Source organism: Rhodopseudomonas sp. (assembly GCF_048594845.1).
GTDB lineage: Bacteria > Pseudomonadota > Alphaproteobacteria > Rhizobiales > Xanthobacteraceae > Rhodopseudomonas.
This window is the reverse complement of record NZ_JBMDXE010000294.1, coordinates 1-14,595: the sequence shown is the minus strand read 5'-3', so window position 1 is coordinate 14,595 and position 14,595 is coordinate 1. Positions and strand designations below refer to the sequence as shown.

Below are 14,595 nucleotides of genomic sequence, written 5' to 3'. Positions count from 1 at the left end.
GATCGTTGCCGGCGTACTAACCACATCCGTCTTTCCGATGCGTGAAGAAGTGATTGGCCCCCAATCTCTCTCTGCGACGTTCCGTCCCTCGATTTGCAGGAACCCCTCGGGCACGAGGACGTTGGCTGACCTTCATCCATTTTTCCATGCGGAGCGTGATCTTGAACCGGCGGCAAGTTTTGACCGGCCTTGCGGCCTTGCCGCTGCTGCATTCGGAAGCGGGCAAGAGCGCAGCCAATGCGTCCGATCCGTCCGATGCCTTCAGCCCGTGGATCGTTCGCCAATTGGCGCGCGACCTCGCCGGCAAGCCCTTCCAGCCACCAGACGGCCAGCTTCCGGCTTCGCTCTCGGACCTCGGATATGACGCCTATCGGACGATTCAGTTCAATCCTGAACGGGCGTTGTGGCGAGGTGAAGATCTGCCGTTTCAGGTGCAGTTCTTTCATCGCGGTTTTCTCTACAAGAACCGCGTGACGATCTACGAAGTGGCCGACGGACGGACGCGGCAGATTCCCTATCGTGCCGGAGACTTCCGCTTCGCCCAGACTCCGGCGCCCGCCGCCGACGCCGAGCTCGGTTTTGCCGGATTTCGCATTCATGCGCCGATTCAGGATCCGCACCGGCATGACGAGTTCTGCGTATTTCTTGGCGCGGCGTATTTCCGCGCGGTCGCGAAGGGCCAGCGTTACGGCCTGTCGGCACGAGGACTCTCGATCGACACCGGGCAGCCGTCCGGCGAAGAATTTCCTTTGTTCAAAACATTCTGGCTCGAACGTCCGGCACTGGGAGCATCGTCGGTGGTCGTTCACGCCCTGCTCGACAGCAAGAGCGTGACCGGCGCGTATCGATTCACCATCCGGCCCGGTGAAACGACGGTGTTCGATGTCGAGATGGTGCTGTATCCGCGCGTCGATCTGCAACATGTCGGCCTCGCGCCGATGACCAGCATGTTCTTCTTCGGCCCCAACGATCATGGCGATATCCCGGATTTCCGAAGTGCCGTGCACGACTCCGACGGGCTCGCGGTGTTCAACGGTCGCGGCGAACAGCTATGGCGACCACTCTCCAACCCGCGCGATCTGCAGATCAGCGCGTTCGCCGATCGCGATCCCCGCGGCTACGGCCTGATGCAGCGCGAGAAGAGCTTCGCCGCCTATCATGATCTCGAGTCCCGGTTCGATCTTCGTCCGAGCCTGTGGGCCGAACCGATCGGCGACTGGACGGAGGGCGCCGTCAAGCTGATCGAGATCCCCACCCGCGAGGAAGTCCACGACAACATCGCCGCGTTCTGGGAGCCCAAGGTGCCGCTGCGCGCCAAAGGCGAGCACAGCTACACCTATCGTTTGCACTGGGGACCGGACGCGCCAAAGCCGAGTTCGCTGGCGCGGTTCACCCGAACCGGCATCAGCGTGCGCGGCGACAATCACCGCCTCTTCGTGCTCGATATCGAGGGCGACAAACTCAACGAAGCGGATCTCGATCTCGTTCGGAGCGAAGTGTCGGCCGACAAGGGCGAGATCCGCAACATCGTCGTGCAGAGCAATCCCGTCTCGGGTGGCTGGCGGCTCAGTTTCGATCTGATGTCGGCTCCGCCTCCCGTCGAACTACGTGCGTCGCTGATGCAGGGCGACCAGGCGCTCACCGAAGTCTGGCTTTATCGATGGACAACGTGATCCGGCCGCACGCGCACGATCGCCGCCTGCTGCTCGATCCGTTGCCTGCCGATGCGCCTCTGGCGATGCCGACGCAATCGCTGTCGCAACTGCGGCCGCGCACTGGCGTTCGCGCGGCCGTGCGTAGCCCGGAATGGCGCCGCGTTCTGATCATGCTCGCAACGGCCGCACTGACGGCGGCTGGCGTCTACGAGATGGTTCAGGTGCTGAAGATCGGCGGCATCACGATTCTCGAAGGGATTATTCTGGCGCTGTTCACTGCGCTGTTCGCCTGGGTGTCCTTGTCGTTCGTCTCCGCCGTGGCCGGTTTCACGGCGTTGTGCTGCGGTTGGCGCGACGCGCTCGGCGTAGATGCGGAGGGCCCGCTGCCGAAGGCCCGCCATCGCGTCGCGATGTTGCTGCCGACCTATAACGAGGATCCGCACACCGTGTTCGCGCGGCTGCAGGCGACACGGGTCTCCGTCGATCTCACCGGCCAGGGAGAACAATTCGACTGGTTCGTGCTGAGCGACTCGACCGATCCGGCCATATGGGCCGCTGAGGAAGAATGTTTCCTCGCTCTCGCCGAGAGCAGCGAGCGCCTGTTCTATCGCCACCGACCGGACAATCGCGCGCGGAAATCCGGCAACATCGAGGATTGGGTGACGCGCTTCGGGGCCGCTTACGATTCCATGGTGGTGCTCGACGCCGACAGTGTGATGACGGGTCATGCCCTTGTCCGGCTCGCCGCTGCGATGGAGCGTCATCCCGAGGTCGGGCTGATTCAGACGCTGCCCGTCATCGTCAACGCTCGGACGCTGTTCGCGCGCGTCCAGCAATTTGCCGGCCGAATGTACGGACCGATGATCGCCGCAGGCGTGGCGTGGTGGTACGGCTCCGAAAGCAATTACTGGGGTCACAACGCCATCATTCGAGTCGAGGCCTTCGCCGCTAGCGCGGGTCTGCCGACACTGCCGGGCCGCAAGCCGTTCGGCGGCGACATTCTCAGTCACGATTTCGTCGAAGCCGCCCTGCTCCGCCGCGCCGGATGGCGCATCCATATGGCGCCGACGCTGTCCGGCAGTTACGAAGAATGTCCCCCGTCGCTGCTGGATTTCGCCGCCCGCGACCGTCGCTGGTGTCAGGGCAATCTGCAGCACGCAAGACTGCTGCCGGCGCGTGGCCTGCACTGGGTCTCGCGGCTGCATTTCCTCACCGGCATCGGCGCCTACGTGACCGCGCCGATGTGGCTGCTGTTTCTGACAGCCGGCATCGCGATTTCGCTGCAGGCTCAGTTCGTGCGCCCCGAATACTTCCCCAATGCATTCTCGCTGTTTCCGCATTGGCCGGCTCAGGACCCGATCCGCGCCGCCTGGGTGTTCGGCGCAACCGTCGCATTGCTGATCGTGCCCAAGCTGCTTGCGCTGATGCTGGTGTTGGTCCGCACGGACGCAAGACGACGATTTGGCGGCGGCTTGCGTGCTGTCTGCGGGGTCGTGGTCGAGACGATTGTGTCCGCGCTCACCGCACCGGTGATGATGGTGTTTCAATCGACGGCGGTTGCCGACATTCTGATGGGGCGCGACGCCGGCTGGCAGGTGCAGCACCGGGGCGACGGCGCAATCCCGCTTCGCGAGGTCGTACGCCGTTACGCCATGCCGACGATGCTCGGTCTCCTGATGGCGGCAGGGGCGTGGCTGGTCTCCTGGCCGCTGCTGCTTTGGATGACGCCAGTGATCCTCGGCCTGATCCTGGCCATTCCAGTCGCGCTGATCACGACGCGAACCGCGCGGCGACGAGACGGCCTGCTCGCGACGCCGGAAGATCGGGATCCGCCTGCCATTCTGCAGCGTGTTTCGGAGATCGCCGCGACGATGAACGACAAGGTCTGCGTCCGCGATCCGCTCGACGCGCTGCGGAGCCAGCTGCAGCTCCGAGACGTACACCTTGCCGGCTTGGCGCGGCATCCGGCGCGAAAGCGTGGATGTGTCGAGGCTGATCTGGCAGTCGCGCGCGCCCTGATCGACGACGCGCACACTTACGAAGAGGCGGCCGGCTGGCTGGGCCTGCGCGAGAAGCGCGCCTTGATGGGCGATGCCGAGACGCTGAAGCGCCTCTTGTCGATGAACTAGAGCGCCGGGGTGGCGCGGATCGCATCCGCCGGTGGCCGAGCCCGCAGGATGCGCGCCAGAACCAGGCCGAGCGCCAGCATCGTTGCCGCCGCCATCAGCATCGTCGGCACCTTGCCGGCGTGCGACAATCCAAAGCCATAGGCGATCGGTCCCGTCGTTTGGCCGATGAAGAAAAAGAACGAGTGCAGCGACATCGCAGTGCCGCGCGCCGTCTCGGTGAGCTCGCTGGCGAACACCTGGATGCACCCGTGCAGCATGTAGAAGCCCATGCCCATGGCAACGAAACACACCGCCTGCGCCTGCCATGGCGGGCCGAACGCGATGATCGCGAGTTGCAGGCCGACCAGAGCGCCGCCGGCGATCATCATGCCGTTGACGCCGAGCCGCGGCAGCAGCCGCCCCACGGTGAGCGTGTAGAGCAGCCCGCCGACCGCAAAGCCCGCGATCACCAGCCCCGCGATCGCAAGCGATTCCTGGCCGAGTTCGTGCAGGAACGCGGCGACGTAAGGAAATGTGCCCATCACACAGGTGCCCTCGATCAGCACCGCCGTGAAGCAGATCGCTGCGTTGGGATTGCTGAAGATGGTCCGATAGCTGCGGCGCAGTCCGGCAAAATCCATCGGTGCGCCGGCACTGATCGGCTTGCCGCGGAAGCCGAACGCCACCGCCAGCGCGGCGACGATCACCAGCAGCCCGAGCACGATCAGCACACCGCGCCAGCCGAGCACGTCGCCGATCACGCCCGACGCTGTCGCGCCGAGCAGATTGCCGGTCATCGAGCCGCCGAGCACGCGGCCGATCGCGACCTGCCGCCGCTCCGGTCCGACCAGATCGCCGGTCAGTCCCAGCGCCACCGGAAACACCCCGCCGGCCCCGATGCCGGCGAGAATGCGGCACAGGAACAGCAGCTCGAACGATGTCGCTATCGCGCCAAGCAGGCTGGACAAGCCGAGCAGCGCCAGACAGACGATCATCAGCCGCGCCTTGCCGAACATGTCGGCCAGCGCCCCGATGGCGGGCTGCACCACTGCGAAGGTAAAGGCGGAGACCGCCGCGAGTCCGGCGGCTGTCGTGATCGAAACGGTAAATTCGGATGCGATGCGCGGCAAAACCGGATCGAGCGCACGCGTCGACAGGCTGGCTGCGAACCCCGAAAGCGCGATGATGTTCAGTGCAGGCGGCAGACCCGCCGGAGCGTCCCTGCCACCAGTTTGCCTCATCAGACCGTGCCGGCGCCCGGACGCTTCTTGGCGAGCGCGTCGAACTCCATCAGGGTCCGCAACAGCCCCTCGAATTCGCGCAGCGGCACCATGTTCGGCCCATCCGAAGGCGCGTGATCCGGGTCCGGATGAGTCTCGATGAACACCCCCGCCACGCCGACCGCGACGGCGGCGCGCGCCAGCACCGGCACATATTCGCGCTCACCGCCCGAAGACGTTCCCTTGCCGCCCGGCTGCTGCACCGAGTGCGTTGCGTCGAAGATCACCGGCGCGCCGGTGGTCTTCGCCATGATCGGCAGCGCGCGCATATCGGACACCAGCGTGTTGTAGCCGAAAGAGGCGCCGCGCTCTGTGACAAGCACCTTCGGATTGCCCGCATGGATGATCTTGGCGACCACATTGCCCATGTCCCAGGGCGCGAGGAACTGGCCCTTCTTGACGTTCACCACCCTGCCGGTCGCGGCGGCGGCCAGCAGCAGGTCGGTCTGCCGGCACAGGAACGCCGGGATCTGCAGAATATCTACGGCCTCAGCGGCACGCGCGCACTGCTCGGCCTCGTGTACGTCCGTCAGCACCGGAAGTCCGATGCTGTCGCGGATCTCCGCGAAGATCGGCAGCGCCGCGTCCAGGCCAATGCCCCGCGCGCTTGCCGCGCTGGTGCGGTTGGCCTTGTCGAACGACGTCTTGTAAACGAGGCCGATGCCGAGCCGATCGGCGATCTCTTTCAAAGCGCCGGCGACTTCCAGCGCATGCGCGCGGCTCTCGAGCTGGCATGGACCGGCGATCACCGACAACGGCAGCGCGTTGCCGAATTTGACGTTCCCCGCGGCCACGACGGGCGCGGGCGCAATGCTCTTGTTCAACGGACCGTTCCTTGTTCGAAGATCAACGTCGCGCCGTAAAGATCTGGCACGACCAGTCGGCCGCCATGGCGCGCCGCCGAGAGTGTGTTTTGCAGCAAGCGTTCAACCACGGCCAAGTCCTCAACCGCAATGCGCAATCCGGCGAACCGCGCCCCCGCCGGATCGGCAGCGACGCGGACTCCGTACAAATCGTGGAAAGACACAGGTTCCACAATCGCCACGTCGCCGCGCGGCGTCCGCGCCGTCACACCGATCGAGGTCGCGTGGAGGTCGCGCTGCCCGGTGAAAGCACTCAGAAAGATATGATGATCGGTCGGGCTGTCCGCCACCATCACCGCTCCATTCACCGAACGGGCGCCGTTGGCGTGGTGCTGAAACGCCGAATTCCAGAAGTTCTCAGGATGGTGATGCTGACACACCGCAAAGCCAGCGCTCGGCGACTGGGGCTCGCGAGCAAAAGCCAGTGAGAATCCAAGCTCGGCGACACGGCCGTCCGGCCGCAGCCCCTGCCGTTCGAAGGTGAACACACCGTCGTCGCCAATGCCGGCCGCGGCGTAGGTCCGCGCGTCGACCGCCGCGTCGGCGCTGGCAAGCAGCAGCATCGACAACCCTTCCCGGCTGGACAGATAATCCCGCTGAAAAGCGCCGAATGAAAACGCGCCGGAACGGTGCGGCTCAATCTTCTCCGGCTCTGCGACAGTGAGGATCTCAACGAAGAAACCGTCGAGCTGCACGATACGATTATGCGTGCCCCAGGGATGTCGGTTACGCGCACCGACCGTGAATCCGAGGCGCTGATACGTCTCGGCCGCCGCGTCGAGATCGCGCACTGCATGGACGATGTGATCGAGGCCTTCGGGCATGGTTACTTAGTTATCCAACATCAGCGTTCGACGGCCGACATGAGACAGCGCGCCGTGTTCCGCCCTACAGAACAGCTTGCATGTTTCATTTTGCTTGGGAGTTAGCACGCGGACCATGGCAGCACGTCACTTCATCGTCGAGAAAGCCGTTGGCGTCAGCAACTGGTTGGCGATGTTGTCGACGATCTGGCCGTCTTCCTCGCTCTTCGCGCGAGCACTCAGCCACTCCGGATCAGTGACGAACGCGGTCCACTTCTGGTCACGCTCCGCAAGACTTTCCCAGACCAGAAAATAGGTGAGCTCCTGGTTGGAGGCACCGACCAGCGTGGTGAAGAAGCCGGCGGGGCGAATGCCGTGCTTGTCGAACAGCTTCAGCGTGACCGTTTCGAACCGCTTCAGCAGCGCGGGCAGCCGGCCGGGGACGCAGCGATACGTCCGGGACTCGTAGATCATGCAACGCCTCCTGTCACCGCTGCGGCGGGTGCCGTGTTGTGGCAACAATTGGCGAGAAGGTCAAAGCGGCCCGGACGCGGGCCGCACCGCGCCCGCCGCATGGCATGCGCGCGCGAGGCCGCCACGACTGATTGAAAAGCCGTCTATCGCAGCTTAGGAGGCGGAATTTCGCCGGCCGAGTTGGCGATGTGCGGATCGACCAGATTGACCTTGGCAGCGGGGTCGGCTCCGAACAGCTGCCGGAAAGCTTCAGGCCCGAGCAGCCTTGCGGCTTCGTCTATCAGTTCCTGATTACGCGTATTCAATGCCAGGGCGCTCGGCTGACCCGAGCCGGGCCAGGCGCGCGCGGCGAATTGCTGGACCTCGGCTCGCAGCTGCAGCAGCCGGCCGAGTTTCGCCGGCTCACCGGCGAGTAGCGCTACTGCCCGTTTCTCGAATTCGTCGGGTTCGGGCACCGGCTCGTCGCGTGACATCCTCAATCCCTCCGGTCGTCCCGGTCCTGCGGCCAACTGTTGAGCCGTACAGGATGCAATCTTGCTCGACCACGCGGTCTGCTGAAGCCCGTAGGTGCCGTAGATGAAGCTGCTCAGCAGATAGCCGCGGGCGTTATGCACCGTCAGCGGCGTCACGCCGCCAAGCCCGCTCGCATACAACACCTGATTGGCCAATTGGTGGCAAACACCATCGACGCCGTAGTGATAGATCGTCCCGCGCGCCAGCGAGGTGGTCCGCGAATCGAGATTGGGGCGGACCAGACATTGCGCGACTGCGAGATCGCCGGGCTGCTGTCCCAACGCCCCGCTCTTGTTCACCGGTGTGCCCCCGACCGCATGAAACGAACCCCAGCAGTACCAGAAGAACTGATGATCCCCGACCACCTCGGTGATCGTCGGATAAGCGTGAATGCGATTGTCGTAGCTGGTGACCCACGTGTGATCGACGGGCGACTCCGAGTCCCATGCGGGAATCGCCCATGCGAACAGCGTGACCGGCTGTGCCATTTCGGGACCCTCGATCGCTCTGCGTTGCTAGCACGTTTTAGTTGACGTCAGCAGCATCATCCACCCTCGATCGAATGTCTGTCCGGGAAGTGACAAACAGACGTTCCAACATCGTGAAAATTCGAACCGCTCTTCTAGGATGCGACACAACTGCTGGTCAGCCGTTACCTTGAAGACGACATACGTTCGCTGCAGTCTGGATGGAGCCCATGATGAGAATGATCCCTGCCCTCGCCCTGCTGATCTTCGCCACCGGTCCGGCGGCGGCACAAACGCCGGGCGTCGTCACCGGCGGCAGCGACAACGTGACGGTCAACGGCAAGCCGGCGGCGCGCGCGGGTGACACGACTTCCGATGGATCGATCGTGGAAGGCTCCAGCAATGTGTTCATCAACGGCAAGCCGGCCGCGGTGATGGGCGGCAAGACCAATTGCGGCGGAGCCGTCATCGGCGGCGGCAGCAACGTTTTCATCAACGGCAAACCGATGGCACGCGCAGGCGATGCCACCTCGGGCTGCAAGTAGCGTTCGCGCGCCTTCACCTGGTCGTCATGTCAGTTCCGTTCAGGCTACACCGCGCAGTGAAATCCCGTTTTGCCCCCCTCGTTCTCGCCGCCCTCATCGTCACGCCCACAATGCCTGCGCTCACGATCGCAGACGCCAGCGCGCAACAGCGCGGTGCGCCGACGGAGCGCGAGCTGGTCGCGAAGATCAACGACGCGTTCCGTACGCTGCAGGCGGGTGACCGGGACGGCGGCCGTCAGCGTCTCACTGCGGCGCTCCGCGCAGTACGAGACAGCAATTATGATGCACTGACGATTCAGGCCTATCTCAACGCCGTTACCTTTTTCGAGCGCCGACGCGACACGGCGACAGCGTCGGAGCTGTTTGCCGAAGCCGCAAACAGCCGCGCCGGGCGTCAGAACAGTCCGAACGCCACGACGCTGTGGTTCGAATATGCCCGTTTCCTCGAGCGCACGATCCAATACGAGCAAGGCATTCCGGTTGCGGTCGAGGCTCGCAAACGCATGCGCGAGAGCTATGGCCCCAACACCGCGCAGGACATCGCCGGCAGCGACATCCTCGCCACGCTGCTGACCAACAACGGCGCCGTGGCAGCGGGCCTCAATCTGTCCGAAGAGACTTATGTCGGCGCCCGCCAGGCGCTCGGCGACAAGGAGCCGCTGACCTGGCGCACCGAAAACAACTACGCCGAAGCGCTGCGCATGGTCGGCCACCCCGATCTCGCCGCCAGGATCGACGCGCCGCTGCTGAAGAAGCGCATCGCGCATTACGGAGTCGGCAGCATCCAGGCGCTGGTCAGCGCCAGCAATCTCGCGCTCGATCATCTGGCGATGGGCAACGAGGCCGAGACCATGCAGGCACTGGCGCTACAGAAGCGCTGCGCCGCAGAACTCGCCGACCCGACCTCCGAGCATGTCGCCCAGGCCGACACCTGGATCGCCTATGCCAAAGCGTATTTCCATCCGGACCGCGCGCTGAGCACGGCCGAGCTCGAAGCGATGGCGCGGGTAAAAGATTGGAACGGCGCACCGGACCTGCTCCGCATCAAATCCGCGCAGCTCGCCGCCGACCACTACGAGCGTCGCGGCGACAGCGCGCGTGCGCTCGCGCTGCGGATCGACGCGTATCACCGCTCGCAAGAAACCATTGCTCGCCAGCATCCGATTACGTTCGACGCCCTGCTCGGCGTCGCGGTGACGCGCTTGAAGCGCGGTGATCCTGATGCGCTGGCGACCTTCAAGGATCTCGAGCAGCAATCGTTTCGCTGGATGCTGCGCGAGGTCGGCACCGCCGGCAACCGCTATGTCGCCGAGACGATGCGCAAACTTGCCGACGACATTCTCTACGAATATGGTCGCTCCGCGCTGATCGATCCGGCGGCTGCGGTCGCCTATGCGGATGCCGTCTCGCGCTGGAAGACAATGGAAGACGGCGAGCGCACGCTGCTGCGGCTTACCCTCGACCGCCTGCCGGACGAGCCGACGCGCGAGCTGGCCCGCACGGTGCTGAGGCTGTCCGGCCAGCGCCAGGAGATGCTGTCGTCCGGCAAGCTCGACGACGATGCCCGCGACGTGCTGAAACGGCTGAGTGAGGCGCGGCAGGACCTCGCCGCACGCGCCGGCGCAAAGCCAACCGCGGATGTGAAACTGCCGGCGATTGACGATAAGCTGGCGGCCAGCGACGCACTGGTCGACTTCTTCGTCAGCGGTCGCGGCAGCCGGGTCAATCCGATGGAGCCGAAACCGGCCGCGCGGCTGCAGGCGGTGCTTCATCGTCACGGCACACCGCCCCAGGCGATCGACCTCGGCTTGCTCGAGAGCTTCACCGCCCCGAGCGTTGACGAAGCCGACCGCGGACAGCCATTCCGGCGGCTCTACGACACGCTCATCGGCCCGCTCAAGCCGCAGCTTGCCAATATCACGCGACTGTTCCTGGTCCCCGATGCCGACCTTTACAGCCTGCCCTTCGCGATGCTGCAGGACGGCAATGGCCACTATCTCGATGAGATCTACGATACCCGCATCCTGACCCGTGCCGACGCCATCGTGTTCGCGAGCCAGGACGACAAACTCGTCGCGGGCAACAAAGCGGTGCTGGTCGGCGGGCTCAACTACGCCGGCGCCGCCAGTCAACTGCCCTCGACCAAGACCGAGATCGACCGCATCGCGCCAGATCTGCAGCGCCGCGACATCGCCAGCATCAAGATGACCGGCGACGCCGGTGAAACCGCGATCCGCGGCAAGGCGGAAGGCGCCGCACTGCTGCATCTTGCCACCCACGGTTTCTACAAGGCCGCGACCGACCGCACCGACGCGCTGTGGCGCAGCGGCCTCGTCGCCGCGCATCCGGAGCTCAGTCGCCCGCCCCGCCGCGACGGCGAGGACGGCGTGATCTATGCCCGCGAATTGATGGACTGGAATCTGTCGGCTGCCGATCTCGTCGTGCTGTCGGCCTGTCAAACCGCGCTCGGTGACCCGAGCCGGATCGGCAGCGTCCGCGGTCTGCCGACCGCTCTGGCGATTGCCGGCGCGCGGCGCTCGTTGCTGACGCTATGGGAAGTCAGCGACGAAGGTACCGCCAACTTCATGGCGCGGCTGTACCAGGTACTCGCCGACGAAAACCTCGACTACGCGTCCGCCCTGCGCAAAGTCCGCATCGAGGCGATCCACGGCAAGATCAAAGCCGCCGAAGATCCGTCGGTATGGGCTGCGTTCGTGCTGTTCGAGAATTGAGACTGATCCTGCACGCGAAACCTCATGGTAAGGAGGCGCGTAGCGCCGTCTCGAACCACGGGCCGCACGTACCCGCGGCCCATTCTTCGAGACGCCCGGCTTCGCCGGGATCCTCAGGATGAGGAATCGGCGTGCGTCGAATGCACTTGCCCGCTGTCATGCCCGGGCTCGTCGCGGGCATCCACGCCTTGCTGACTGAGATGGGGAAACAGCGTGGGTGGCCGGGACAAGCCCGCCCATGACGAAAGTGGAGTACCAACTAAGCAGATCGAAACCTAAGCCCGGAGCCCGAATAGCTCTCCAGAGACTACACCAGCCGGCTCTGCACCAGCGCCGCACCAACGAACGACGCGAACAGCGGGTGCGGTTCGAACGGGCGAGACTTGAGCTCGGGGTGGAATTGCACGCCGATGAACCAGGGGTGCTCTTCGTACTCGACGATTTCCGGCAGCAGGCCGTCCGGCGACATCCCGGAGAAGCGCAGGCCGTGCTGCTCGAGCCGGTCCTTGTAGGCGGTGTTCACCTCGTAGCGGTGTCGATGCCGCTCGGAGATCTCGGTCGCGCCGCCATAGACGCCCGAGACACGGCTGCCGCGCTTAAGCGTCGCCGGATAGGCGCCGAGCCGCATCGTGCCGCCGAGGTCGCCGGCATTGTGGCGCTTCTCCAACTCGTTGCCGCGCATCCATTCGGTCATCAAGCCAACCAGCGGTTCGTCGGTCGGGCCAAACTCCGTCGAGTTGGCGTGCTCGATGCCGGCGAGATTCCGCGCCGCCTCGATCACCGCCATCTGCATGCCGAAGCAGATGCCGAAATACGGCACGTTGCGCTCGCGGGCGAAACGCGCCGCCTCGATCTTACCCTCGGCGCCGCGCTGGCCGAAACCGCCAGGGACGAGGATGCCGTTGACGTGTTCGAGGAACGGCGCCGGGTCCTCGTTCTCGAACACCTCGCTCTCGATCCAGTCGAGATTGACCTTCACCTTGTTGGCGATGCCGCCGTGAGAGAGCGCCTCGATCAGCGATTTATAGGCGTCCTTCATCCCGGTGTACTTGCCGACGATGGCAATCGTCACGGCGCCTTCGGGATTGCGGACGCGCTCGTTGATCTCGTGCCAGCGCGCCAGCTGCGGCGGCCCCTTGGCGGCGATCGCGAATGCCGCAAGAACTTCGTCGTCGAGCCCGGCGGCGTGATACGCCTCGGGCACAGCATAGATATTGTCGACGTCGCGCGCTTCGATCACCGCGCTTTCACGGACGTTGCAGAAAAGCCCGAGCTTGCGCCGCTCTTCCTTGGGTATCTCGCGATCCGTGCGGCACAGCAGGATGTCGGGCTGGATGCCGATCGAGCGCAGCTCTTTGACCGAATGCTGGGTCGGCTTGGTCTTCAGCTCGCCGGCGCTCGGAATGTAGGGCAGCAGCGTCAGGTGAATGTAGATCACGTCGCCGCGCGGCAGATCGTTCTTGATCTGGCGGATCGCCTCGAAGAACGGCAGGCCCTCGATATCGCCGACGGTGCCGCCGATCTCGACCAGCACGAAGTCGTAGCCGTCATTGTCGCTGACGATGAAGTCCTTGATCGCGTTGGTGACGTGCGGGACCACCTGGATGGTGGCGCCGAGATAGTCGCCGCGGCGCTCCTTGGTCAGGATGTCCTGATAGATCCGACCGGTGGTGATGTTGTCCTGCTTTGTCGCAGGCCGCCCGGTGAAGCGTTCATAGTGGCCGAGATCGAGATCGGTCTCGGCGCCGTCATCGGTCACGAACACTTCGCCGTGCTGATACGGCGACATCGTTCCGGGATCGAGGTTGAGATAGGGATCGAGCTTGCGAAGGCGGACTTTGTAGCCTCGCGCCTGCAGCAGGGCACCGAGTGCCGCTGAAGCCAGACCCTTGCCGAGCGAGGAGACCACGCCGCCGGTGATGAAGATGTACCGCGCCATGGGACTTTACCTTTAAGGCCCCAGGTCCGATTCGCAAAAGCGATTCGCATCCCGCGGGGAGTTTTCCAAACGCCTGTGGGTGACGCTGAAAGCTCAGCGCCGTCATAGAATTACGAGCGGAGGCTCAGACGTTGTCCGAGCTTCCGCCGATGCATGCCGGCAATGCTTATTTCGACTGCGGCGGAGCTGGAGCCGCCGGGGTCTGGCTTTGCTGCTGGTCCGACTGTTTCAGGCTGTCGAGCAGACCACCGCCCTGCGAGGTAGGCGGCACCGGAGTACCCGGCGCGGTCTGGGCCGGAACGGCGGTCGGCAGGATCGAGGTCGGCTTGCGGTTGTAGGTCGCGAGCCAGCCGAGCAGCAGGCTGGTGACGAAGAACCCCGCCGCCATGATCGCAGTGGTGCGCGTCAGGAGATTCGCGGTGCCGCGACTCGACATGAAGCCACCACCGCCGCCACCGCCGACGCCAAGGCCGCCGCCTTCGGACTTCTGCAGCAACACAGCGCCGATCAGGCCGAGGACCAACATCAGGTGGATGACGATAATGACAGTCTGCATAGCACCCTTCCATCACAAGCCCGGACCGCCGAAAGGCCGGCATGGCGCCGGCGCGAGCTGTTCGACAGGCTTGCGGGATCAAACGAAGTCGCGCGGTCTGTACACGATCGCCGGGGGCATTGTCACCCCCGGACGGCCCCAGACCGCAGCCGATAAAGCCTTTGGTTCGCCCTCAGTTAGGGGCAGCCGGCGGCGATCGCAAGGAAGTCCGACGCCTTCAGGCTGGCCCCGCCGACCAGCGCGCCGTTGACGTGCGGCACGGCCAGCAGCTCCCGGGCATTCGACGGCTTCACCGAGCCGCCGTACAGCAGCCGCATGCGCCCACCTTCGACGCTAAAGCGCTGCGTCAGGGTCTGGCGGATAAAGCCATGAACTTCCTCGACATCCTCGACTGTCGGGGTCATGCCGGTGCCGATCGCCCAGACCGGCTCATAGGCAACCACCAGATTCGCCGCGGTCGCACCGTCCGGCAACGAGCCGGCGAGCTGACCGGCGACGACATCGAGCGTATGGCCGGCATTGCGCTCGCCCTGCGTCTCGCCGACGCAGACGATTGCCACCAGCCCTGCCCGCCATACTGCCTGCGCCTTGCTGCGGACGATTGCGTCGGTCTCGGCATGGTCGGCGCGGCGCTCGGAATGGCCGACGATGATGGCCCGG

12 protein-coding genes are annotated in these 14,595 nt (G+C 64.9%); 4 read left to right on the top strand and 8 right to left on the bottom strand.

Annotation, left to right across the window (positions count from 1 at the left end):
- Positions 1-161 precede the first annotated feature (161 nt).
- Positions 162-1,673 carry a glucan biosynthesis protein G gene (locus ACOJTD_RS19025; RefSeq protein ID WP_420134434.1) on the top strand — a complete coding sequence of 504 codons (1,512 nt, stop codon included), beginning with the start codon at positions 162-164 and terminating at the stop codon, positions 1,671-1,673.
- Positions 1,661-3,784 (top strand): glucans biosynthesis glucosyltransferase MdoH, encoded by a 2,124-nt coding sequence (gene mdoH, locus ACOJTD_RS19020; protein WP_420134433.1) that lies wholly within the window; start codon positions 1,661-1,663, stop codon positions 3,782-3,784. The genes ACOJTD_RS19025 and mdoH overlap by 13 nt, the downstream gene beginning before the upstream one ends.
- Here the strand turns inward: mdoH and ACOJTD_RS19015 are convergent.
- From ACOJTD_RS19015 to ACOJTD_RS18995, 5 genes are all read right to left on the bottom strand, one after another.
- Positions 3,781-5,004: an MFS transporter gene (locus ACOJTD_RS19015; RefSeq protein ID WP_420134432.1), complete on the bottom strand. Its 1,224-nt coding sequence runs from the start codon at positions 5,002-5,004 to the stop codon at positions 3,781-3,783. The two genes, mdoH and ACOJTD_RS19015, sit on opposite strands and share 4 nt — an antisense overlap.
- Positions 5,004-5,867, bottom strand: a complete 864-nt coding sequence (kdsA, locus tag ACOJTD_RS19010) for a 3-deoxy-8-phosphooctulonate synthase (protein ID WP_420134431.1) — start codon at positions 5,865-5,867, stop codon at positions 5,004-5,006. Before kdsA ends, ACOJTD_RS19015 begins: the two co-directional genes overlap by 1 nt.
- Positions 5,864-6,730, bottom strand: coding sequence for a VOC family protein (locus tag ACOJTD_RS19005; protein ID WP_420134430.1), 867 nt, complete (start codon positions 6,728-6,730; stop codon positions 5,864-5,866). Before ACOJTD_RS19005 ends, kdsA begins: the two co-directional genes overlap by 4 nt.
- A gap of 126 nt (positions 6,731-6,856) precedes the next feature.
- Positions 6,857-7,183: an NIPSNAP family protein gene (locus ACOJTD_RS19000; RefSeq protein ID WP_420134429.1), complete on the bottom strand. Its 327-nt coding sequence runs from the start codon at positions 7,181-7,183 to the stop codon at positions 6,857-6,859.
- A 143-nt stretch (positions 7,184-7,326) separates the two neighbouring features.
- Entirely contained in the window at positions 7,327-8,184 is an 858-nt protein-coding gene (locus tag ACOJTD_RS18995; protein ID WP_420134428.1) for a hypothetical protein, read from the bottom strand.
- Between the two features lie 212 nt (positions 8,185-8,396).
- On the opposite strand from ACOJTD_RS18995, the gene ACOJTD_RS18990 reads away from it, so the two are divergent.
- Together ACOJTD_RS18990 and ACOJTD_RS18985 are read left to right on the top strand one after the other, a co-directional pair.
- A complete protein-coding gene (locus ACOJTD_RS18990; protein WP_420134427.1) occupies positions 8,397-8,708 on the top strand; it encodes a PAAR domain-containing protein in 312 nt (103 codons plus the stop codon).
- Between the two features lie 110 nt (positions 8,709-8,818).
- Positions 8,819-11,440 carry a CHAT domain-containing protein gene (locus ACOJTD_RS18985; RefSeq protein WP_420134426.1) on the top strand — a complete coding sequence of 874 codons (2,622 nt, stop codon included), beginning with the start codon at positions 8,819-8,821 and terminating at the stop codon, positions 11,438-11,440.
- Between the two features lie 307 nt (positions 11,441-11,747).
- On the opposite strand, the gene ACOJTD_RS18980 is transcribed toward ACOJTD_RS18985, so the two are convergent.
- From ACOJTD_RS18980 to ACOJTD_RS18970, 3 genes are all read right to left on the bottom strand, one after another.
- Entirely contained in the window at positions 11,748-13,379 is a 1,632-nt protein-coding gene (locus ACOJTD_RS18980) for a CTP synthase (RefSeq protein WP_420134425.1), read from the bottom strand.
- 166 nt (positions 13,380-13,545) lie between these two features.
- On the bottom strand, positions 13,546-13,935 hold the full coding sequence (secG, locus tag ACOJTD_RS18975; RefSeq protein ID WP_420134424.1) for a preprotein translocase subunit SecG: 390 nt from the start codon (positions 13,933-13,935) through the stop codon (positions 13,546-13,548).
- Positions 13,936-14,111: 176 nt separating this feature from the next.
- A partial coding sequence (locus ACOJTD_RS18970; protein ID WP_420134423.1) for a triose-phosphate isomerase occupies positions 14,112-14,595 on the bottom strand: 484 nt, incomplete at its 5' end.